Origin of the sequence: Sphingobium scionense, from assembly GCF_014197035.1 — a bacterium.
Lineage (GTDB): Bacteria > Pseudomonadota > Alphaproteobacteria > Sphingomonadales > Sphingomonadaceae > Sphingobium > Sphingobium scionense.
This window is the reverse complement of sequence record NZ_JACIEU010000023.1, coordinates 43173-63063: the sequence shown is the minus strand read 5'-3', so window position 1 is coordinate 63063 and position 19891 is coordinate 43173. Positions and strand designations below refer to the sequence as shown.

Annotated in this window: 21 protein-coding genes and 1 pseudogene; 14 read left to right on the top strand and 8 right to left on the bottom strand. The window is 65.3% G+C overall.

Annotated elements, in window-relative coordinates:
* Nucleotides 1-57: 57 nt before the first annotated feature.
* The 14 genes from GGQ90_RS21960 (at nt 58) to GGQ90_RS21895 (ending at nt 14319) form a co-directional block, all read left to right on the top strand.
* On the top strand, nt 58-1815 hold the full coding sequence (locus GGQ90_RS21960) for a relaxase/mobilization nuclease domain-containing protein (RefSeq protein WP_069612024.1): 1758 nt from the start codon (nt 58-60) through the stop codon (nt 1813-1815).
* 32 nt (nt 1816-1847) lie between these two features.
* Complete coding sequence (locus tag GGQ90_RS21955; protein WP_069612023.1) at nt 1848-3839, top strand: conjugal transfer protein TraG; 1992 nt, start codon at nt 1848-1850, stop codon at nt 3837-3839.
* Nucleotides 3840-3848: 9 nt separating this feature from the next.
* Nucleotides 3849-4295 (top strand): ribbon-helix-helix protein, CopG family, encoded by a 447-nt coding sequence (locus tag GGQ90_RS21950; protein ID WP_069612022.1) that lies wholly within the window; start codon nt 3849-3851, stop codon nt 4293-4295.
* 216 nt (nt 4296-4511) lie between these two features.
* Entirely contained in the window at nt 4512-5447 is a 936-nt protein-coding gene (trbB, locus tag GGQ90_RS21945) for a P-type conjugative transfer ATPase TrbB (RefSeq protein ID WP_223178394.1), read from the top strand.
* Entirely contained in the window at nt 5444-5776 is a 333-nt protein-coding gene (locus GGQ90_RS21940; RefSeq protein WP_069612020.1) for a TrbC/VirB2 family type IV secretion system protein, read from the top strand. Before trbB ends, GGQ90_RS21940 begins: the two co-directional genes overlap by 4 nt.
* Nucleotides 5776-6057, top strand: coding sequence for a VirB3 family type IV secretion system protein (locus GGQ90_RS21935; RefSeq protein ID WP_069612019.1), 282 nt, complete (start codon nt 5776-5778; stop codon nt 6055-6057). The genes GGQ90_RS21940 and GGQ90_RS21935 overlap by 1 nt, the downstream gene beginning before the upstream one ends.
* A 12-nt stretch (nt 6058-6069) precedes the next feature.
* Nucleotides 6070-8538, top strand: coding sequence for a conjugal transfer protein TrbE (trbE, locus tag GGQ90_RS21930; protein WP_188083981.1), 2469 nt, complete (start codon nt 6070-6072; stop codon nt 8536-8538).
* Nucleotides 8535-9302, top strand: a complete 768-nt coding sequence (gene trbJ / locus GGQ90_RS21925; RefSeq protein ID WP_188083980.1) for a P-type conjugative transfer protein TrbJ — start codon at nt 8535-8537, stop codon at nt 9300-9302. Before trbE ends, trbJ begins: the two co-directional genes overlap by 4 nt.
* A gap of 10 nt (nt 9303-9312) precedes the next feature.
* Nucleotides 9313-9708: a putative entry exclusion protein TrbK-alt gene (trbK-alt, locus tag GGQ90_RS29390; RefSeq protein ID WP_188083979.1), complete on the top strand. Its 396-nt coding sequence runs from the start codon at nt 9313-9315 to the stop codon at nt 9706-9708.
* Nucleotides 9709-9712: 4 nt separating this feature from the next.
* Nucleotides 9713-11080, top strand: a complete 1368-nt coding sequence (gene trbL / locus GGQ90_RS21915) for a P-type conjugative transfer protein TrbL (protein ID WP_188083978.1) — start codon at nt 9713-9715, stop codon at nt 11078-11080.
* On the top strand, nt 11081-11770 hold the full coding sequence (gene trbF, locus GGQ90_RS21910) for a conjugal transfer protein TrbF (protein ID WP_069612014.1): 690 nt from the start codon (nt 11081-11083) through the stop codon (nt 11768-11770).
* Nucleotides 11767-12816, top strand: coding sequence for a P-type conjugative transfer protein TrbG (gene trbG / locus GGQ90_RS21905; protein WP_069612013.1), 1050 nt, complete (start codon nt 11767-11769; stop codon nt 12814-12816). The genes trbF and trbG overlap by 4 nt, the downstream gene beginning before the upstream one ends.
* A gap of 80 nt (nt 12817-12896) precedes the next feature.
* On the top strand, nt 12897-14054 hold the full coding sequence (locus tag GGQ90_RS21900) for a TraB/TrbI/VirB10 family type IV secretion system protein (protein WP_197939290.1): 1158 nt from the start codon (nt 12897-12899) through the stop codon (nt 14052-14054).
* Nucleotide 14055: 1 nt separating this feature from the next.
* Nucleotides 14056-14319, top strand: coding sequence for a DUF2274 domain-containing protein (locus GGQ90_RS21895; RefSeq protein ID WP_069612011.1), 264 nt, complete (start codon nt 14056-14058; stop codon nt 14317-14319).
* Here the strand turns inward: GGQ90_RS21895 and GGQ90_RS21890 are convergent.
* The 8 genes and pseudogenes from GGQ90_RS21890 to merB (GGQ90_RS21860) all read right to left on the bottom strand — a co-directional run bounded on the left by GGQ90_RS21890 (nt 14291) and on the right by merB (GGQ90_RS21860) (nt 19748).
* Nucleotides 14291-14989 (bottom strand): LysR family substrate-binding domain-containing protein, encoded by a 699-nt coding sequence (locus GGQ90_RS21890; protein ID WP_245201715.1) that lies wholly within the window; start codon nt 14987-14989, stop codon nt 14291-14293. The genes GGQ90_RS21895 and GGQ90_RS21890 overlap by 29 nt on opposite strands.
* 111 nt (nt 14990-15100) lie before the next feature.
* A pseudogene (locus tag GGQ90_RS29385) lies at nt 15101-15199 on the bottom strand (helix-turn-helix domain-containing protein); the annotation flags it as partial.
* Between the two features lie 29 nt (nt 15200-15228).
* A complete protein-coding gene (merB, locus tag GGQ90_RS21885) occupies nt 15229-16047 on the bottom strand; it encodes an organomercurial lyase (RefSeq protein ID WP_069612008.1) in 819 nt (272 codons plus the stop codon).
* A 33-nt stretch (nt 16048-16080) separates the two neighbouring features.
* Nucleotides 16081-17514: a mercury(II) reductase gene (merA, locus tag GGQ90_RS21880; protein ID WP_069612007.1), complete on the bottom strand. Its 1434-nt coding sequence runs from the start codon at nt 17512-17514 to the stop codon at nt 16081-16083.
* Nucleotides 17511-17771, bottom strand: coding sequence for a mercury resistance system transport protein MerF (gene merF, locus GGQ90_RS21875; protein ID WP_188083977.1), 261 nt, complete (start codon nt 17769-17771; stop codon nt 17511-17513). Before merF ends, merA begins: the two co-directional genes overlap by 4 nt.
* 10 nt (nt 17772-17781) lie before the next feature.
* Nucleotides 17782-18096, bottom strand: coding sequence for a cation transporter (locus GGQ90_RS21870; RefSeq protein WP_069612005.1), 315 nt, complete (start codon nt 18094-18096; stop codon nt 17782-17784).
* 31 nt (nt 18097-18127) lie between these two features.
* Nucleotides 18128-18541, bottom strand: a complete 414-nt coding sequence (locus GGQ90_RS21865; RefSeq protein WP_069612004.1) for a mercuric transporter MerT family protein — start codon at nt 18539-18541, stop codon at nt 18128-18130.
* Between the two features lie 568 nt (nt 18542-19109).
* Nucleotides 19110-19748: an organomercurial lyase MerB gene (gene merB, locus GGQ90_RS21860; RefSeq protein ID WP_031383073.1), complete on the bottom strand. Its 639-nt coding sequence runs from the start codon at nt 19746-19748 to the stop codon at nt 19110-19112.
* Nucleotides 19749-19891 lie beyond the last annotated feature (143 nt).

Here is a 19891-nt window from a genome sequence, read left to right as displayed (position 1 = left end):
AGGATTTCAAGGCTTCCGTATGCACGGGCCTGAATTGCCGCTGTCCGGAGGCTCACTATGAGCGAGGGCGACAGCGATTTTCGCGTCCGGCCTGGCCGCATCAAAGCCACGCGCGCACCCAAGGCGAAGAGCTTCCTCAACCAGGTGCTGCGGGCCGCGAAGAAGGCGGGCCATACCGGTGCGCCCGCGTTAGGCAGACGCGCGTCTGGCTATGGCCGCTCGACCTTCGGCCGGGGACGCGGCAGTTTCAGCCCCAGCCGCCTGTTCAGCTCAACGCGCCGCGTCGTCGTCAAGGCGCGCGTCGTGCGCCACCAAGGCCGGTCCTTCCGCTCCGCGCCGCTGTCCGCGCATCTGTCCTACCTCAAGCGCGAGGGTGTCAGCCGGGATGGCGAAAAGGGCGTTATGTTCGACGCCGGCTCCGATCGCGCCGACGATCTCGCGTTTGCTGACCGGTGCAAGGACGACCGCCACCATTTCCGCTTCATCGTCTCGCCGGAGGACGCCGGCGAGATGACCGACCTCAGGGCCTTCACTCGCGACCTCGCGCAACAGATGGAAGCCGATCTGGGGACGCGGCTGGACTGGGTCGCCGTCGATCACTGGAACACCGACAATCCACACGTCCATCTGCTCGTGCGCGGTGTAGATGAGACCGGCGCCGATCTCGTGATCTCACGCGAATACATCAGCCGGGGCCTGCGCTCGCGCGCCGAGGATCTGGTGTCGATCGAGCTTGGCCCGAAGCCCGAGCACGAAATCCGCAACGCCCTTGAGAAGGAAGTCACGGCCGATCGGTGGACGCGCCTTGACGTCGAAATCCGCGGCCAGGCCGACGACGTCGGCGCCATCGACTTTCGCTCCGCGTCAGACGGCCCAGCGGATTCCGAGACCCGCCGCCTAATGATCGGCCGCCTCCAGCATCTCGAGAAGATGGGGCTCGCCACGTCGACCGGTCCTGGCGAATGGATGGTCGGGCTGGAAGCCGAACGCCACCTTCGCGATCTCGGCATGCGCGGCGACATCATCAAGACCATGCACCGTGCCTTCACCGAGCGCGGCCAGGATCGCGGCGTCGCCGACTATGTGATCGACGGCGGCTCCGGCTCCCCGATCATCGGGCGTCTGGTCGACAAGGGTCTTCATGACGAGCTGACCGGCGAAGCCTATGCCGTGATCGACGGCACCGACGGCCGGGCCCACCATGTCCGATTCCGTGGCATCGAAACCTTCGAGCACGCACCGTCCGTCGGCGGCATCGTCGAGGTCCGACGCTTCGGCGGGCCGGAGGACCAGCGGCCGACGCTGGTGCTGGCCACCCGTTCCGATCTCGATCTGCGCACCCAGGTCACCGCGCCGGGCGCCACCTGGCTCGACCATCGTCTGGTCGAGCGCGAACAGATGCCGCTCTCTCTTGCCGGGTTCGGCCGCGAGGCGCGCGACGCCATGCAGGCCCGCGCCGAACATCTCGCTGACGAAGGGCTCGGCCGCCGCCAGGGTCAGCGCATTATCCTCCAGCGCGATCTGCTGAGCACGCTGCGCCAGCGCGAACTGGACGCCGTGGGTGAGAAGCTGTCGGCCGAGACAGGGATGCCGAATGTAAAAGCCGCGGCCGGCGAGCATGTCTCGGGGATCTATCGCCAGCGCCTGACGCTCTCCTCGGGACGCTTCGCCATGATCGACAACGGGCTCGGCTTCCAGCTCGTGCCCTGGTCGCGCGAGATCGAACGCAAACTCGGCCAGCACGTCGCCGGCGTCGCCCGCGATGGCGGCGGCATCGAGTGGAGCCTCGGGCGCAAGCGCGACCTCGGCCTTTAGCCACGAACAAGAAGAAGAAAGGAGCAACGCCGATGTCCGCGACCAAAATCCTCTGGGGCCAGATCACCATCGTCTTCCTGATCGTGCTGATCACGACTTGGGGCGCGACGCAGTACGTCGCCTGGCAGCTCGGCTTTCAGGCGCAGCTCGGAGCGCCATGGTTCAGGCTCTTAGGGGTGCCGGTCTATTTCCCGCCGGCCTTCTTCGCGTGGTGGTTCTCCTACGACGCCTATGCGCCGGAGATATTCACCAACGGAGCCTTCATCGCCGCTTCGGGCGGTTTCATCTCGATCGCGGTCGCGACTCTCATGTCGGTCTGGCGGGCGCGGGAAGCCAAGAATGTCGAGACCTACGGCTCGGCGCGCTGGGCCGAGAAGGGAGAGGTGAAGGCGGCTGGCCTGCTCGGCCCGGATGGCGTGGTGCTCGGCAAGCTGGAGCGCGACTATCTCCGACATGACGGACCTGAGCATGTGCTGTGCTTTGCGCCGACGCGCTCCGGCAAGGGCGTCGGCTTGGTCGTGCCGTCGCTGCTGACCTGGCCGGGTTCAGCCATCGTCCATGACATCAAGGGCGAGAACTGGCAGCTCACCGCGGGCTTCCGGGCGAAGCATGGCCGTGTGCTGCTGTTCGATCCAACCAATCCGAAATCCGCCGCCTACAATCCACTGCTCGAGGTGCGCCGCGGCGATTGGGAAGTCCGTGACGTCCAGAACGTCGCCGACGTGCTGGTCGATCCGGAGGGTTCGCTCGACAAACGCAATCACTGGGAGAAGACCAGCCACTCGCTGTTGGTCGGCGCGATCCTGCACGTCCTCTACGCCGAGGCGGACAAGACGCTCGCTGGCGTCGCTGGTTTCCTCTCCGATCCGAAGCGGCCGATCGAGACGACGCTGAAGGCGATGATGACGACACCGCACCTCGGCGAGGCTGGAGCGCATCCGGTTATCGCGTCTACGGCGCGGGAGCTGCTGAACAAATCCGACAACGAGCGGTCCGGCGTACTCTCCACCGCCATGTCGTTTCTCGGCCTCTATCGCGATCCCGTCGTCGCCCAGGTGACGCGGCGCTGCGACTGGCGCATCGCCGACCTGATCGCCGATCCGCGTCCGGCGACGCTCTACCTTGTGGTGCCGCCATCCGATATCTCGCGGACCAAGCCGCTCATCCGCCTCGTGCTGAACCAGATCGGCCGGCGCCTGACCGAGGACCTGCACGCCAAGGAGCGCAAGCATCGCGTGCTGATGATGCTCGACGAGTTTCCAGCGCTCGGCCGCCTCGACTTCTTCGAGTCCGCGCTAGCCTTCATGGCAGGCTACGGACTTAAAGCTTTTCTGATCGCGCAGAGCCTGAACCAGATCGAGAAGGCCTATGGCGCAAACAACTCGATTCTCGACAACTGCCATGTCCGGGTCAGCTTCGCCACCAACGACGAACGCACCGCGAAGCGCGTCTCCGATGCGCTCGGCACCGCGACCGAGATGAAGGCGATGAAGAACTATGCCGGTCACCGGCTGTCGCCCTGGCTCGGACACCTTATGGTGTCGCGCTCCGAAACCGCCCGCCCGCTGATGACCCCCGGCGAGGTGATGCAACTTCCGCCTACCGAGGAGATTGTGATGATCGCTGGGACAGCGCCAATCCGCGCACAAAAGGCGCGCTATTATGAGGACGCCCGCTTCAAGGAGCGCGTGCTGTCGCCGCCCGATCCGCAGGCGTCCGGGCGCACATCGCGCGCCGACGGCTGGTCGGCGCTCTCCCCACAGAAACCCGACGCAGCGCTGATGGCCAAGATGGAGAAGGCGGAGGGCGACCCGGCCAATAGCGGTCTGCGCCGCGAACCCGAGCTTCCCGACCATGTCGCCATCGTCAAGGAGACGACCGACCAGCAGCCTTCGGAGGAATTCGCGGTTCTGTTGGACGACGAGCCGGAAGATGTCGCCCGCCAGCGTCAGGCGCTACGCCGCCAGATGACGGGCGTGGCGCGTCAGGTCTCGCTCGATCCCAATGACGGCATGGACCTGTAGGAGGCGGCAATGCGGGATCGCCTGAACCTCACCTTGCCCGTCGAGATGATCACCCGGATCAGCGAGCTGTCGGAGCGCAAGAAAATCTCGCGATCGGCCATCGTCGAGGCGGCTGTGGCGTCGTTCCTGTCGCCTGACGCCGCCGATCGACGCGAAGCCGCCTTCACCCGCCGGATGGATCGGCTCTCGCGCCAGGCCCAACGGATCGAGCGCGACCTCGGTGTAACGGCGGAGACGCTGGCGCTGTTCGTCCGCTTCTGGCTGACGATCACGCCGCCATTGCCCGGCGACGCGCAGGCCGCCGCACAGATCAAGGGTCGTGAGCGCTTCGAAGGCTTCGTTGAGACGCTCGGTAAAAGGCTTCAGAAGGGTCAGAGCTTTCTGCGCGAAATCCCGGACGATATTGCCGGTAGGCTCCGCGACGATCACGACGAGTCGCTGCAAGAGGACCGATAGTGTCCGCTTGTGGTCGATCAAGTCGGGGCCGATTCCGCCGTTCTCCTGTATTTGCACGCTAGGCTACTACGACGGTCTAATCTTGTTGAACCCGTCTGATTTCTGGCCCTCTTAATCATCCCCGATCCAGGGCCGCGTCGAGCGCGCCCGCAAAAGGACGGGGACGACGTGGCGGCAACTCACCAGAAATCCGAGGCGATCACGCGGGGTGCGCGCATGTTGCGCACCGCCCTCGGCCCCGCCATCGCCCGGTTCCTGGAAGATCCCGCGATCGTCGAGGTGATGCTCAACCCCGACGGGCGGCTCTGGATCGACCGTCTGTCCGAAGGCCTGGCCGATACGGGGGAGCGACTGTCGCCCGCCGATGGCGAGCGCATCATCCGCCTCGTCGCGCACCATGTCGGCGCCGAGGTTCATCCCGGTAGCCCGCGCGTCTCGGCCGAGCTGCCCGAGACAGGAGAACGGTTCGAAGGCCTGCTGCCGCCCGTCGTCGCGGCCCCGGCCTTCGCCATCCGCAAGCCCGCTGTCGCAGTGTTCACCCTGGACGATTATGCCGCCGCCGGCATCATGACGGGCGCGCAAGCCGAGGCGCTGCGCGATGCCGTGGCGTCCCGGCAAAACATCCTCGTCGCCGGTGGCACGTCAACCGGCAAAACGACCCTCACCAACGCGCTGCTGGCCGAAGTCGCTAAGACAGACGATCGCGTCGTCTTGATCGAGGATACGCGCGAGCTGCAATGCGCCGCGCCCAATCTCGTTGCTCTGCGCACCAAGGACGGCGTCGTCTCGCTCTCCGATCTGGTGCGCTCCAGCCTGCGGCTCCGCCCCGACCGGATTCCGATCGGCGAGGTTCGCGGCGCTGAAGCCCTCGACCTGCTGAAAGCCTGGGGCACCGGCCATCCGGGCGGCATCGGCACCATCCACGCCGGCACCGCGATCGGCGCAGTGCGCCGCCTCGAGCAGCTCATTCAGGAAGCCGTCGTCACCGTGCCGCGCGCACTGATCGCCGAGACCATTGATCTCGTCGCCGTGCTGTCCGGCCGCGGCGCCCAACGACGTCTTGCCGAACTCGCCCGTGTCGATGGGCTCGGCCCAGACGGCGATTACGCCATCACCCTCGCAGCATCCGAACCATCGGGAGATCCAGCATGATCCGTCATTCGCTCCGCATGCGCCGCCACATCGCGACAGCGGCCTCCGTCACCTTCCTTTCGATCGCGCTGGCGCCCGCCGCCCACGCGTCGGGCTCGTCCATGCCGTGGGAGCAGCCGCTTCAGCAAATCCTCCAGTCGATCGAGGGCCCGGTCGCCAAGATCATCGCGGTGATGATCATCATCATCACCGGCCTGACGCTCGCCTTCGGCGACACGTCTGGCGGCGCCCGCAAGCTGATCCAGATCGTCTTCGGCCTGTCGATCGCGTTTGCGGCCAGCTCGTTCTTCCTGTCGTTCTTCTCGTTCGGTGGCGGGGCGCTCGTCTGATGGCCGGCATGGTCGACCCCTCGGTCGAAGTGCCCGGCTTCTCCGTGCCCGTACACCGGGCGCTGACCGAGCATATCCTGCTCGGCGGCGCCCCGCGCTCGATCGCCATCCTCAACGGCACGCTGGCCGCAGCCCTCGGCCTCGGCCTTCGCCTCTGGCTGGTCGGCCTTGGCCTTTGGGCTATCGGCCACTTCGCCGCCGTTTGGGCGGCCAAGCGCGATCCCCAATTCGTCGACGTCGTGCGCCGCCATTTGCGCATCCCCGGCCATCTGGCGGTCTGAGGAGGCGTACCGATGTTGAACCTTGCCGAATATCGCAATCGCAACTCCCGGCTCGCCGACTTCCTCCCCTGGGTCGCCCTGGTCGGCGAAGGCGTGGTGCTCAACAAGGACGGCTCGTTCCAGCGCACCGCCCGCTTCCGCGGCCCCGACATGGATTCCGCCGTGCCGGCCGAACTGGTCGCCGTCGCCGGCCGGCTCAACAACGCCTTCCGGCGCCTCGGCTCCGGCTGGTCGATCTTCGTCGAGGCACAGCGCCATACCGCCGCGACCTATCCCTCAAGCATGTTTCCGGATTCAGCTTCCGGTCTGCTGGATGCCGAGAGGAAGGCCGATTTCGAGGAAGCGGGCACGCATTTCGAATCCAGCTACTTCCTCACCATCCTCTATCTGCCGCTGGCCGAGGACGCCGCGCGCACCGAAGCCTGGCTCTATGAGGGACGAGAGCAATCGGGCGTCGATGCCCATGAGATCCTGCGCGGCTTCATCGACCGCACCGATCGCGTGCTGCAGCTCGTCGAAGGCTTCATGCCGGAATGCGTCTGGCTCGATGACGGCGAGACGCTGACCTACCTGCATTCCTGCGTCTCGACCAAACGCCACCGCGTCCGCGTTCCCGAGACGCCGATGTATCTCGATGCCCTGATTGCCGACCAGACGCTCACCGGCGGTCTGGAGCCGAGACTGGGAACGGCGCATCTGCGCGTGCTCACCATCGTCGGCTTTCCCACCGCGACGACGCCCGGATTGCTCGACGATCTCAATCGGCTCGCCTTTCCCTATCGCTGGTCGACGCGCGCCATCCTGCTCGACAAGACCGATGCGACCAAGCTGCTGACGAAGATCCGGCGGCAATGGTTCGCCAAGCGCAAGTCGATCGCCGCCATCCTGAAGGAGGTGATGACCAACGAGGCGTCCGCGCTCGTGGATACGGATGCCGCCAACAAGGCGGCGGATGCCGACCTCGCCCTGCAGGAACTCGGCGCCGACTATGCCGGCCAGGCCTATGTGACGGCGACCGTCACGGTCTGGGACGAGGATCCGCGCATCGCCGCCGAGAAGCTGCGGCTGGTCGAGAAGATCGTCCAGGGCCGCGATTTCACGGCGATGCCGGAGACGATCAACGCGGTGGACGCCTGGCTCGGCTCACTGCCCGGCCACGTCTACGCCAATGTCCGGCAACCGCCGATCTCGACGCTCAATCTCGCCCACATGATCCCGCTGTCGGCGGTGTGGGCGGGGCCGGAACGGGATGAGCACTTCGGGTCGCCCCCCTTGCTCTATGGCAAGACCGAGGGAAGCACCCCGTTCCGGTTTTCCCTTCATGTCGGCGATGTCGGTCACACGCTTGTCGTCGGACCGACCGGCGCCGGTAAGTCGGTGCTGCTGGCGCTGATGGCGCTGCAATTTCGCCGCTACGCCGGCGCCCAGGTCTTCGCGTTCGATTTCGGCGGCTCGATCCGCGCGGCTGCGCTGGCGATGCGCGGCGATTGGCACGATCTCGGCGGTGGCCTCACCGAGGGGTCGGATTCCTCCGTCTCGCTCCAGCCGCTCGCCAGCATCCACGAGGCGCAGGAGCGCGCCTGGGCGGCGGACTGGGTCGTCGCGATCCTGATGCGCGAGGGCGTACCGATCACGCCCGACGTCAAGGAGCATCTGTGGTCGGCGCTGACGTCGCTTGCCTCCGCGCCCATCAGCGAACGCACCATCACCGGCCTCGCAGTCCTCCTGCAATCGAACGACCTGAAACAGGCGCTACGGCCCTATTGCGTCGGCGGGCCCTATGGCCGGCTGCTCGACGCCGAGGCCGAGCATCTGGGTGAAGCGTCGGTCCAGGCGTTCGAGACTGAGGGCCTGATCGGCACCGGCGCCGCGCCCGCGGTCCTCGCCTATCTGTTCCACCGCATCGAGGACCGGCTCGACGGCAGGCCGACACTGCTGATTGTCGATGAAGGCTGGCTGGCGCTCGACGACGAAGGCTTCGCCGGTCAGCTCCGCGAGTGGCTGAAGACGCTGCGCAAGAAGAACGCCAGCGTCATCTTCGCCACACAATCGCTGTCGGACATCGACAATTCCGCCATCGCGCCCGCGATCATCGAGAGCTGCCAGACCCGTCTGCTGCTGCCCAACGAGCGCGCGATCGAGCCGCAGATCACCGCGATTTATCGCCGCTTCGGTCTCAACGGTCGCCAGATCGAGATCCTCGCGCGGGCCACGCCGAAGCGCGACTACTACTGCCAGTCACGACGCGGCAACCGGCTGTTCGAGTTGGGCCTGTCCGACGTCGCGCTGGCGCTCTGCGCCGCGTCGTCGAAACAGCATCAGGCGCTGATCGCCGAGGTGTTCGCCCGGTCGGGCCGTGACGGCTTCCTGCACGAATGGCTCGCCGAATGCTCGCTCGGCTGGGCGGCGGACCTCATCGCCGACCTCACCAACGTCATCCCCCAGACCGTCATTCCCACCAGCCAGGAGGTATCGTCATGACCCGTTTTCGCTCCCGCTCGCGCGCCGCCCGGCTCGCTCTGTCCATCCTGGCGGCGCCGCTGGCGCTTACGCCGATATTCGCACCTCCGGCTGCGGCGCAATGGATCGTCTACGACCCGTCGAACTACGCTCAGAACGTGCTGACGGCGGCACGATCGCTAGAGCAGATCAACAACCAGATCACCTCGCTCCAGAACCAGGCGACGTCGCTCATCAACCAGGCCCGCAATCTCGCGAGCCTGCCGTTCTCTTCGCTCCAGCAGCTTCAACAGTCCGTGCAGCGGACCCAGCAACTCCTGCAGCAGGCGCAGCGCATCGCCTACGACGTCCAGAACATCGACCAGGCGTTCCGTACCACCTACGGCAACGCATCAATGTCGGCCTCGGACCAGCAGCTCGTCGCCGACGCGAGGACCCGCTGGCAGAACACCGTCGGCGGACTGCAGGACGCGATGCGCGTGCAGGCCGGCGTCGTCGGCAACATCGACACCAATCGCACGCAGATGTCGGCGTTGGTCGGACAAAGCCAGGGCGCGACTGGCGCGCTGCAGGCGACGCAGGCAGGCAACCAGCTCCTCGCCCTCCAGGCGCAGCAGCTAGCCGATCTCACTGCCGTCGTCGCCGCGAACGGCCGCGCCCAGGCGATGCAATCCGCCGAACAGGCCGCCGCGGCTGAACAGGGCCGCGAGCAGCGTCGCCGCTTCCTCATGCCGGGCACGAGCTACCAACCCGGCAACGCCCGGATGTTTCCGAACGGCAACTGAGGGCTGACCGATGGACGCAAAGATGCTCGCACGGCTCGGCGCTGTCCTCTTCGTCGCGGTCGCCGTCACGGCGACCGCGATCGAGCTGACTCGGAAGGAAGAGGAGCCGATGTTCCGGAGCCTCGGCCGAGCCGAGAACACCTCGGCCGACCCGCTCCGAGAGGAGCTTCTGCGCTGTCAGCTCCTAGGCGAGGCCGGACCACGCGATGCGGCCTGCCTTCGCGCATGGGCCGAGAACCGCCAGCGTTTCCTCGCTCCCGGTGCTCGTCCCGCCGAGCGTCTGCCTGACGCTTCGCCGGCTCCGAGGTCGAGCGGAAACATCTCCGCAACCACGCCGGCCGAAGCCGATCCGGTTCGCAAGAAAACTGCCCCGGCGACCGCGCCCGAAGCTGGCGAGGCCCGATAACATCATGGGCGGCACAGGCGTCATCGACCATTTCCTCGAGGTCTTCACTCGCTACATCGACTCGGGTTTCGGTCTGCTCGGTGGCGAGGTGGCCTTCATCGCCACCACGCTAATCGTCATCGACGTGACGCTTGCCGCCCTGTTCTGGAGCTGGGGCGCCGACGACGACATTCTCGCCCGCCTGGTCAAGAAAACTCTGTTCGTCGGCGTCTTCGCCTACCTCATCGGCAACTGGAACAACCTCGCCAGGATCATCTTCGAGAGCTTCGCCGGCCTCGGCCTGAAGGCGTCCGGCACGGGCTTTACGACGGCCGATCTTCTGCGCCCCGGCAAGGTGGCGCAGACCGGCCTCGATGCCGGCCGGCCGCTGCTGGAATCGATCTCCGGCCTGATGGGCTACTGGTCGTTCTTCGAGAATTTCATCCAGATCGCCTGCATGTTCCTGGCCTGGGCGCTGGTGCTGCTCGCCTTCTTTATTCTCGCGATTCAGCTCTTCGTCACGCTGATCGAGTTCAAGCTGACAACGCTCGCCGGCTTCGTCCTCATTCCCTTCGGCCTGTTCGGCAAATCCGCCTTCATGGCGGAGCGTGTCCTCGGCAATGTGATCTCGAGCGGCATCAAAGTGCTGGTGCTGGCCGTCATCATCGGCATCGGCTCGACGCTGTTTTCAGAATTCACCGCAGGCTTTGGCGGCGCGACACCGACGATCGATCAGGCCATGGCGATCGTGCTCGCGGCGCTGAGCCTCCTCGGTCTCGGCATCTTTGGGCCCGGCATCGCCAATGGCCTCGTCTCCGGCGGCCCGCAGCTTGGCGCAGGCGCCGCCGTGGGCACCGGCCTCGCCGCTGGCGGCATGGTCGCAGCCGGCGCCGCCACAGTGGGAGCCGTCGCTTCCGGAGGCGCGGCAGCGATCGGCGGTGCTGCCGCGGCGGCGCGCGGCGGAGCCGCGATCGCAGGCGGCGCATCCACCGCCTACAGCCTCGGCGCCACCGGCCAGTCCGGCGCGGCGGGCGTTGCTTCCGGTCTCGGCGGCGTTGCCCGCGCGGGCGCGTCCGCTGCCGCCTCGCCGTTGAAACGCGCCGCGTCGCGCGCGGCCGACAGCATGAAGTCGAGCTTCTCGGCCGGCGCTCAGTCCGCCTTCGAGGCCACGGGCGGAACATCGACCGCAGGCACGGTTGGCGGCGACAGCGAGGCCGCCAGCGGCGCCACCACCGGCCAGAGCGCCTCCCGTCAGGGACCGCCTGACTGGGCCAAGCGCATGAAGCGCTCTCAGAACCTCACCCATGGCGTCCAGGCCGCCGCGCATGCCGTTCGCTCTGGCGACAGCCACGGCGGCGGCTCTTCCATCAACCTTTCCGAAAGCGACCGCTGAATGAGCCTCTTCAAACGACCAGCAACCCACTATGGCAAATCCCCCGAACCCGAGACGCCCTATCAGCGTGCCGGCCAGATCTGGGACGAACGCATCGGCTCGGCGCGCGTGCAGGCGAAGAACTGGCGGCTGATGGCGTTCGGCTCGCTGATCCTCTCCGCTGGCTTCGCTTCGGCGCTTGTCTGGCAGTCGGCGCGCGGGACGATCGTACCCTGGGTGGTTCAAGTCGATCGGCTCGGCCAGGCGCAGGCCATCGCGCCCGCCACTGCCGACTATCAGCCGACCGATCCGCAAATGGCCTGGCATCTGGCGCGCTTCATCGAGCAGGTCCGCTCGATCCCGGCAGACGCCATCATCGTGCGCCAGAACTGGCTGCGGGCTTACGAGTTCACCACCTCCGCCGGCGCGATGGCGCTCAACGATTATGCCCGCGCCAACGACCCCTTCACCAAGGTCGGCAAGCAGCAAATCTCGGTCGACGTCTCGTCGGTCATCCGCGCGTCCCCTACGAGTTTCCGAGTCGCCTGGGTCGAGCGCCGCTATCAGGACGGCGCCCTCGCCGAGACATCGCGCTGGACCGCCATCCTCACCATCGTCGTGCAGCCGCCGCGCACCGCCGAAAAACTCCGGGCGAACCCGCTCGGAATCTACGTCAACGCCATCAACTGGTCACGGGAGCTGGGACAATGAAGTCGTCTTTCCGTAAAGCCGGAGACCCGGCTTCACACACATACGTATCGCCGGTTTTGCGCAAAGCCGCGCTGCCGATCATTCTCCTCGCGACGACCGCGCTCGCCGGCTGCGCCACCACGCAGAAGCCACCCGAGATCAGCTATGACGACGCAGCGCCCGCTGTGCAGGCGGCCGACCCACCGGCGCCCGTCACCGTGGTCGAGCTGCCCCGGCCGCTGCCGCTCCCAGGTCAGCTGAAGCCGGTCGAGACGACGCGGAGCGCACCGGAGGCGAGCGATCCGGCCGCGCGCGTCAATCAGGCCAACGCCGCCGCCCGCGTGCAGCCGGTTCGCAACGGCTTCATCAACTCGATGCAGGTCTATCCGTTTACGCAAGGCGCGCTGTATCAGGTCTACACCGCCGTCGGGCAGATCACCGACATCGCGCTCCAGCCCGGCGAGCAGCTTGTCGGCTCCGGCCCGGTGGCGGCCGGTGACACCGTGCGCTGGATCATCGGCGACACCGAAAGCGGATCGGGCGCGACGCGACAGATCCATATCCTGGTGAAACCCACGCGCGCCGAGCTGATGACCAACCTGGTCATCAACACCAATCTGCGCACCTACCACATGGAGCTGCGCTCGACCAACCGTACCTATATGGCATCGGTCTCCTGGCAATATCCCCACGATCAGCTCATTGCGCTCCGCCGCCAGAACACTGAGTCCCAGGCCGCCCAGCCCGTCGCCACCGGCATCGACCTGTCCCGTGTCAATTTTCGCTATGAGATCGACGGCGACCGCGCGCCGTGGCGACCGCTCCGCGCCTTCGACGATGGTCGCCAGGTCTTCATCGAGTTTCCGCGCGGCATCGGACAGGGCGAGATGCCGCCGCTCTTCGTCGTCGGGCCGGAGGGCAATACTTCCGAGCTCGTGAACTACCGGGTCCGCGGCAACCACATGATCGTCGATCGCCTGTTCGCCGCCGCCGAGCTGCGCTTCGGCGCGGGCGATCGCCAGAAGCGCGTGCGCATCACCCGCACCGACGGGAGGCCGGCATCGTGAGCGAGAGCGATCCCCGGAAGGAGGAAGGGACTGAACCGGAGAACGTCGAGCAGCCCTTGGCCGGTGAGCCGGCGCCACCGATGCGGCTACGCGCCGAGGCGCCGCGGGTCACGCGATTGTCGAGGAAGGTGCTGGCTGGCCTCGGTCTCGTCGCCAGCGTCGGAATCGGCGGCGCACTGATCTACGCCCTCCAGACCCGCGACGGCGGCCACCCGAACGAGGAACTATATTCGACCGACAATCGGGCGACTGCCGATGGCCTTGCCGGCTTGCCGCGTGATTATACGGGGCCGGTGCTGGGGCCTCCGCTGCCCGGCGACCTCGGCCGTCCCATCCTTGACGCGCAGAATCGGGGTCAACCAGTCCCGGTTCCTGGCATGTCGACACCCACCCCCGGCCTCAGCGCCGAGGAACAGCGCCGGCTTCAGGAGGTGGAAGCGGCACGGACGGCGCGGCTGTTCGCCTCGACCGAGACAAGAGTAACGTCCACGCCGACAGCGACGTCACCAAGCGGAACACCGCTCCCAAATGCCCAATTGCCTCTGCCCGATCTAACAAGCCTCGGCCTTGCGCCGCAGCCGGCCACGCCGACCGCGCAGGATCGCCAACTCGCTTTCCTTAACGCTGCTGCCGATCGGCGGACTGTCTCCCCGGACCGCGTCATGGCGCCGGCATCGCCCAACATCCTTCAGGGCGGCGCGGTGATCTCGGCCGCGCTGATTACCGGCATCCGCTCTGATCTGCCCGGCCAGATCACCGCCCAGGTGACCGAGAACGTCTATGACAGCCCAACCGGCCGCATACTGCTCGTGCCGCAGGGCACCCGATTGATCGGCCAGTATGATAACGGCGTCGGGTTTGGACAGCGCCGCGTGCTGCTTGTCTGGAACCGGCTCATCATGCCGAACGGCCGCTCGATCGTGCTCGAGCGTCAGCCGGGTGCCGATTCTGAGGGCTATGCCGGCCTTGAGGATGGTGTCGACTATCACTGGGGCGAACTGTTCAAGGCCGCCGCGCTCTCCACTATCCTCAGCGTTGGCGCCGAGGCAGGATCGTCTGGCCAGGACAGCGACATCGTGCGAGCGCTGCGTCAAGGCGCATCAGACAGCGTCAGTCAGACCGGTCGGCAGATCGTTAGCCGCCAGCTCAACATTGCGCCGACACTCACTATCCGACCCGGATACCCGGTCCGCGTGATCGTCACCCGCGATCTGGTGCTCGAACCCTACGGAGGCTGACATGGCGAAGTTGAAACTCGGCCCGATCACCGATGACAAGCCGGTCAAGGTCTCGCTCGAACTGCCGGCCACGGTTCACCGCGATCTCGTGGCCTATGCCCAGGTACTCGCCCGCGAGACCGGAAGATCCATGGGCGATCCGGTGAAGCTGATTTCACCGATGATCGAGCGATTCATGGCGACCGACCGAGGATTCACGAAGGCGCGACGTGACGGTGAACGCGGGCGCCCGCCCGCTAGCTCAGGCTCGACGTCGCAGAATTAGCGATCAGTCCCGGCACTGCGACGGCGTTCGATCGTCGCGACATTGTTCTGGCCAGGCTCAGCAACCGCCGTAGAGCCGGATTATCATTGTGCGGCGACCAGATCGCGCAGAACGGCAGAATCTCTTCGCTCAGTGGGCGGTAGACGACGCCGGGAAAGCGCGCCGCGATAGTCGCTTCGCTGGTCAGCGTGAGGCCCTGACCCATGGCGACGAGATTCATGAGGTTGTCTCGACCGACACGGTAGCGTTCGACGTTGGGGTGGTGCCCAAGGTCAGCGAGGTGCTTCACCAGGTAGTCGTGGATCTCCGGACCCGGATCAGTCTCACTGACGATGAAGTGTCGGTCTCGCAGGCTCGTCCAAGAAATCTCGCGATTCCGAGACAGGCCGTCATCGTTTGGCAATGCTACGAAGACGCGCTCATTCCAAAGATGCGCCAGATCGCACCCGTCCGCGATCGGCTCACCAGTCAGGAAGGCGACATCCAGGTGATGTCGTTGGATCGCGGCGATGTGGCCGGAGGGCCCGCCTTCAATCAGATCGGGGCGGATGGTTGGGTTCGCCGCAGCATAGGCTCGGAGGAGATCGGCGAGAAAGCCGGATGCAAGCGACGAGAATATTCCGATGCGCACGGTGCCCGCTTCGCCGCGCCCAAACGAACCAACATCCATAGCCGCATGACCGATCTGAGTGATGGCCTTGCGAGCGCGGACGAGAAATCTCTGGCCGGCTTGCGTGAGGTGCACACCGCCATGGTGCCGAATGAATAGAGCCGCTCCGAGTTCATCTTCCAGATCGCGAATACGCCGGCTGATGGCGGACTCATGAATCTCAAGCGCCTTCGCTGCGCGTCGAAAGCTCCCGCGCTCTGCAGCTGCAATAAAGTAGCGAAGATGGCGCAGCTCGATTGTCAGAGAACCACCTTCCTCGACTTAGAAGGTGCTCGCGACTCTTCCTCCGACACTTGGTCGGGCACTGTCAAAACTGGACCAAAGATCGCGCGGCCGACTTCCAGGGCCTCTTCCATCACCAACATGACGCCGTGCCGGGGTGACGACTGCTGATCAAGCCAACGCCGCAATTGCTCTTCCGAACAGAAGAAGGCGATCGACGGGCAACAAGAGTTTGCCGCCGCACCTCCTTCATAGGCAAAGTCGTACCAGACTACGGCGCCAGCCGGCGACACGTTGCGCAAGGTACGACCCTCATCGCCTGTCGTCACCCGGACACTGCCACCGCTTAGCCGGCAGCGGGACTCGACCGTGACGTCGCTGCGATACATTCTGCCGACCCCGAGCGCGTCGATGGCGCAGAGGCTGTTCAAGGTGTGGCTCTTCAGTGCGACGTGGTGACCTGTCTGTGTCTCCGTGAAAGGGTAGGCATAGCGGATCGCGTCCGTGCCGGGTTCAAGGCCCAAAAGATCGCGCAATTGCAGCTTGTGCAGAACGACGCGCACGCGTTCCTCTGAGATGTCAGAGCAGGCGGCGATCTCGTTAGCGCGAGGCGACCGACCGTTCTTGGCGTAAAGGTCGAGGGCCATCCGCCACACCAGATCCTCATTCGGTTCGAGCGCCTGCGACCACTTGTCCAAAAGTCCCGCCCGCGCCGCCATGCGCCCGCTGAGCGCATGCCGTGCGGCCGGCGTGGTAACGGCCGACCAGTCCGGGCGGCATACGCCCGGCCTGATCTCGACACTGAACTCTTCCGATGTTGTCGCGTCGATCGCCATCACATCTTCCTCGACTGATCGTTTGGCCGATCGTCAGCCCGCGCAGCAGGACAGCTTCTTGACATCCCGGTCAAATGTCTGCGCCGCAAGCTTGAGCCCTTCGACTGTGGTCAAATACGGGAAGATCGTCTCCGCGAGGTCATCGATTGTCAGACCGCCACGAATCGCCATCGTCGCCGTCTGGATACTGTCCGCGCCTTCAGGCGCAAGGATGTGTGCCCCAAGCAGCTTGCGTGTGTCGCCGTCCGCCACAAGCTTGATCAGGCCGCGTGTATCCCGGGCCGCGAGCGCGCGGGGCACGTTGTCGAGCGAAAGCACGGAAGTGCGGACATTGTACCCGGCGGCGCGCGCCTGCGCTTCCGTGAGGCCGACGCTTCCCACCTGCGGATCGGTAAAGACTACCGCGGGCATCGCCGAGTTGTCGTAGCGGAGGCTGTCGCCGTTGAGCGCGTTCTTTGCCGCGAGCTTCGCGCCATAGGCCGCCATGTAGACGAACTGGTCCTTGCCCGTCACATCGCCGGCCGCGTAAACGCCAGCTTTGGAAGTGCGCATCCGGTCATCGACCACGATCGCGCCCACCGGCGTCAGGGCGATCCCTGCTTCCGGAAGGCCAAGGCTTTCGGTGTTCGGGGCGCGACCCGTCGCAACCAGAACCCGCTCGGCCGCGAGCGTTTCTGTGTGTCCTTCCCGAACCACCGTGAGCGCGACGCCCTCCTCGGTCCGACGGATCGACTCGTAGGTCAGACCGCCGACGACCTTGATACCCTCGTCGGCGAGATAACCGGCGAGGGCCGCCCCGATCTCAGGCTCTGCTTCCGGCAGGAGGCGGCTGCGGAAGACTAGCGTCACCTCGACCCCCACTCGAGCGAAGGTTTGCGCTAGCTCAACGCCGATGTAGCCGCCGCCGAGCACAATCATCGAGCGTGGCAGTGCGGTCAGCTCCAGCGCCGTGGTGCTATCGAGGATTGAGATGTCCGTTATGCCCGGGATCGCCGGCAACGCCGGCCGGGTCCCGGTGGCGATGATGATACGTTCCGCCGCGAAACGCTTGCCACCGGCTTCGACGCCACCATCGACGAGGCGGGCGCGGCCTTCATGATATGCGACGCTGTTGTAAGATGGCAGGAGATCGGCGTACTTCGCCTGACGCAGACCCGCGACCAGTGCATCCTTTTGGGCGACCTGCGCACCCCAGTCTGCCACCCGAGCCTCTGCGGCGATACCGGCGAACCTGGGTGCGGCGTTGGCGTGGTGCACCGCTTCTGCGGCCCGGATAAGGGCCTTCGACGGGACGCAGCCGACATTGACGCACGTCCCTCCGATCGTGCCGTGGCCGATCAACGCAACTTGCGCCCCTTGTTCGGCCGCCGTAATCGCGGCCGAGAACCCGGCCGAGCCGGCGCCGACGACAATGAGGTCGTAGCGGCCGTTCCCGTTCTTTGCGCTCGGAGCGCAGCAATCACTCATGACTTGAACTTTCCTGTGTTCTTATCCGTCTCACAGCAGTCGATGACGGCCGGGGTGGATACTTTGCGTCGGTAGAGCCCGATCCCGACCAGCCCGAGCGAGGCGACCAGAACCGGGATCAGGACATAATCGACCTTGGTCGCCAGCGCTGAGAGCCCGATCGCTCCCAGCGCAATCCCAAGGATTGGGGTCGCGCAGCAGAGCGCCGCCACGACCGCTCCGATGACGCCCGTTCGAAAGAGGGCGCGATTATTCATTGCGGTCACGTCAGCGCGCGAGAGCCGCGGTCTTCACGCCCGTCACGGTCGAAGGATAGCCTGCATTCGTGGTCGCCTGGGCCAGTGCCTCGGCAGTGACCTTCTCATCGTCGAAGGTCACGGTCGCCGTGGCCCGACCGTCCCGCTCCACGACCACGACCTGGCTGACACCGGGGATGCGCGAGAGCGTTCTTTTTACGATTGGTGCACAGGTCACGCAGCTCACATTCTCAACCGCAAGCGTGGCGGTCCGAGGCGCGGCGTAAGCGCCTCCGGCGAGAGTCAAGGCGGCGACGGTCACTGCGGTGCGAATCAAGGTCTTCATGGTCACAAGTCTCCTGGTTTGAAAGGTTGCATCAGAGGTCGAGAAGGAACGGCGCAGCGTAAGGGAACGCCATCGCTGCGAAGACGAGCACGGTGGCAGCCCACAGCCCGATTTTGGCAATCCGGCTCGCGCCCGGGCGAGCACAAGAACTACCTTCCACGCAGTCCACCTTCGGCTGGCGGTAGACGCGCCAGAAGCCCACAGCGAGAAAGACAAGCGCTGCAGCCACAAAGACGGGCTGGTAAGGCGCAAGCGCAGTCAGGTTTCCGATCCACGCCCCGCTCACGCCAATGCTGAACAGAACAAGCGGCAGTATGCAGCAGGACGATGCGCCAAGGGCGGCCAGGATCCCGCCCGCCATCAACAGTTTCTGCCCGCCCTGCGACGTCCCCGCTTCGGGTTTGCCGGTCAGCCGCGCCGGGGCCGTTCGAACATACTCACTCATTCCTTGTCTCCTCGATCTTTTCAAGATAGGGTCTGTAGCACCTACAGGTTCAAGTGCTATTTCAGAGCGAGGTCTGCGGCCTCGCACTGAAGGCGCCGCCGACAGGCGCCCTACCACCATAAGTTCGCAAGTGCGGCTCGATCGGTTACATGGAATATTGATTTTCAGCGGGAGCTGAAGGCGCTTTCTAAGCGGAAGCAGAACCCGCAGCATGGCTTTGATCTCGGGAAGCGAAAGTCGCCTTTGCCTGCATTGCTCGCCGCGAGGCAGGATCGCGGGGCAGCCCTGCAACCGCAGTTCCCAAGGGACAGGCCGAGCCGCTGCGCTGGACAACCACCAAAGACCCGATCGACTCGGGCAACACGCGCGGGATGGCGCAGGCCCGAGACGGGCAAGACCCTCGCCCCCGCCGGTCGATGCTCACGCCGGCATAGTGGGCCAGACGAGATTACGTGTAGGGGACCATTTGACACCCGCTTTGATTGCCTTGCGGGGCCACCCGGGTAGATTTCGCAGAGGGCAATCCGCACCTACGAAGCGAATACCGGGCTGTAGAATCGTTATCCAATCACGATTTTCTCGATGGAATGGTCTGCAGCATATGTCGATTAAGCTCTTGGCCCAAGCGGAAGGCATCTTGGACGCTTACGATCTCCACGCCTTGATGCTTGGAGGCCCAATCTTTCGCCGTCACGACCGATGCAAAGAAATGGACGTGGCAACAGAATGACTGACGAATGTCCGCTGTTTCCTGCGGCAGGACCAACGACACTGCGGCGTCGGTCGGTGCGATATCCCGGATTTCGTTCGGCGAAACCGTGAGTGAAACTGGTGCTCCGGTTGCAGCGCAATGCGACGACACGCGCGCCGTCTGGCCAATGAGGGCCGGAAACATCAGAGTGTCCAGTGCGCACCAGGCGTATAGACGGCGGCCATCAATCTCGAAGATATGCGAAGTCTCGCGCAAGGTGAGGCCATAACCAACGATATTCCCATCACTATCGTACTCGGTACTGGTGGCCCGTTCGAGCACGGCATTCACTTGCTGAGCAGGCCAGTCGAGAGACATGGCAAGTGTCGTTTGCGAAACCGGACGCCCCTTGGCCAGCTCACGCAGCAGCACGACGAACAGCTGCCCGAACCCTTCGGGCTGATTAGCTGGCGCCAGACTTTCAGCAATTTCGGTGATGTAGCGTGTATGTTTCATAGCTATTTCCTTGGGATGCACAGCGCGAAAGCTGCTTTGCTTCTCTGTTTGACACCCGCTTTGATTGCCTTGCGGGGCCACCCGGGTAGATTTCGCAGAGGGCAATCCGCACCTACGAAGCGAATACCGGGCTGTAGAATCGT

Coding starts and splice junctions, on each gene's coding strand:
- GGQ90_RS21935 (WP_069612019.1), top strand. CDS start 5,776: ATGGCCGGCATGGTCGACCCCTCGGTCGAAGTGCCCGGCTTCTCCGTG.
- GGQ90_RS21900 (WP_197939290.1), top strand. CDS start 12,897: ATGCGGCTACGCGCCGAGGCGCCGCGGGTCACGCGATTGTCGAGGAAG.
- trbE (WP_188083981.1), top strand. CDS start 6,070: ATGTTGAACCTTGCCGAATATCGCAATCGCAACTCCCGGCTCGCCGAC.
- GGQ90_RS21870 (WP_069612005.1), bottom strand. CDS start 18,096: ATGAAGACCTTGATTCGCACCGCAGTGACCGTCGCCGCCTTGACTCTC.
- merA (WP_069612007.1), bottom strand. CDS start 17,514: ATGAGTGATTGCTGCGCTCCGAGCGCAAAGAACGGGAACGGCCGCTAC.
- GGQ90_RS21890 (WP_245201715.1), bottom strand. CDS start 14,989: ATGGATGTTGGTTCGTTTGGGCGCGGCGAAGCGGGCACCGTGCGCATC.
- trbK-alt (WP_188083979.1), top strand. CDS start 9,313: ATGGACGCAAAGATGCTCGCACGGCTCGGCGCTGTCCTCTTCGTCGCG.
- merB (WP_069612008.1), bottom strand. CDS start 16,047: ATGGCGATCGACGCGACAACATCGGAAGAGTTCAGTGTCGAGATCAGG.
- GGQ90_RS21895 (WP_069612011.1), top strand. CDS start 14,056: ATGGCGAAGTTGAAACTCGGCCCGATCACCGATGACAAGCCGGTCAAG.
- trbF (WP_069612014.1), top strand. CDS start 11,081: ATGAGCCTCTTCAAACGACCAGCAACCCACTATGGCAAATCCCCCGAA.
- trbB (WP_223178394.1), top strand. CDS start 4,512: ATGTTGCGCACCGCCCTCGGCCCCGCCATCGCCCGGTTCCTGGAAGAT.
- GGQ90_RS21950 (WP_069612022.1), top strand. CDS start 3,849: ATGCGGGATCGCCTGAACCTCACCTTGCCCGTCGAGATGATCACCCGG.
- GGQ90_RS21960 (WP_069612024.1), top strand. CDS start 58: ATGAGCGAGGGCGACAGCGATTTTCGCGTCCGGCCTGGCCGCATCAAA.
- GGQ90_RS21955 (WP_069612023.1), top strand. CDS start 1,848: ATGTCCGCGACCAAAATCCTCTGGGGCCAGATCACCATCGTCTTCCTG.
- trbG (WP_069612013.1), top strand. CDS start 11,767: ATGAAGTCGTCTTTCCGTAAAGCCGGAGACCCGGCTTCACACACATAC.
- GGQ90_RS21940 (WP_069612020.1), top strand. CDS start 5,444: ATGATCCGTCATTCGCTCCGCATGCGCCGCCACATCGCGACAGCGGCC.
- GGQ90_RS21865 (WP_069612004.1), bottom strand. CDS start 18,541: ATGAGTGAGTATGTTCGAACGGCCCCGGCGCGGCTGACCGGCAAACCC.
- merF (WP_188083977.1), bottom strand. CDS start 17,771: ATGAATAATCGCGCCCTCTTTCGAACGGGCGTCATCGGAGCGGTCGTG.
- trbL (WP_188083978.1), top strand. CDS start 9,713: ATGGGCGGCACAGGCGTCATCGACCATTTCCTCGAGGTCTTCACTCGC.
- trbJ (WP_188083980.1), top strand. CDS start 8,535: ATGACCCGTTTTCGCTCCCGCTCGCGCGCCGCCCGGCTCGCTCTGTCC.
- merB (WP_031383073.1), bottom strand. CDS start 19,748: ATGAAACATACACGCTACATCACCGAAATTGCTGAAAGTCTGGCGCCA.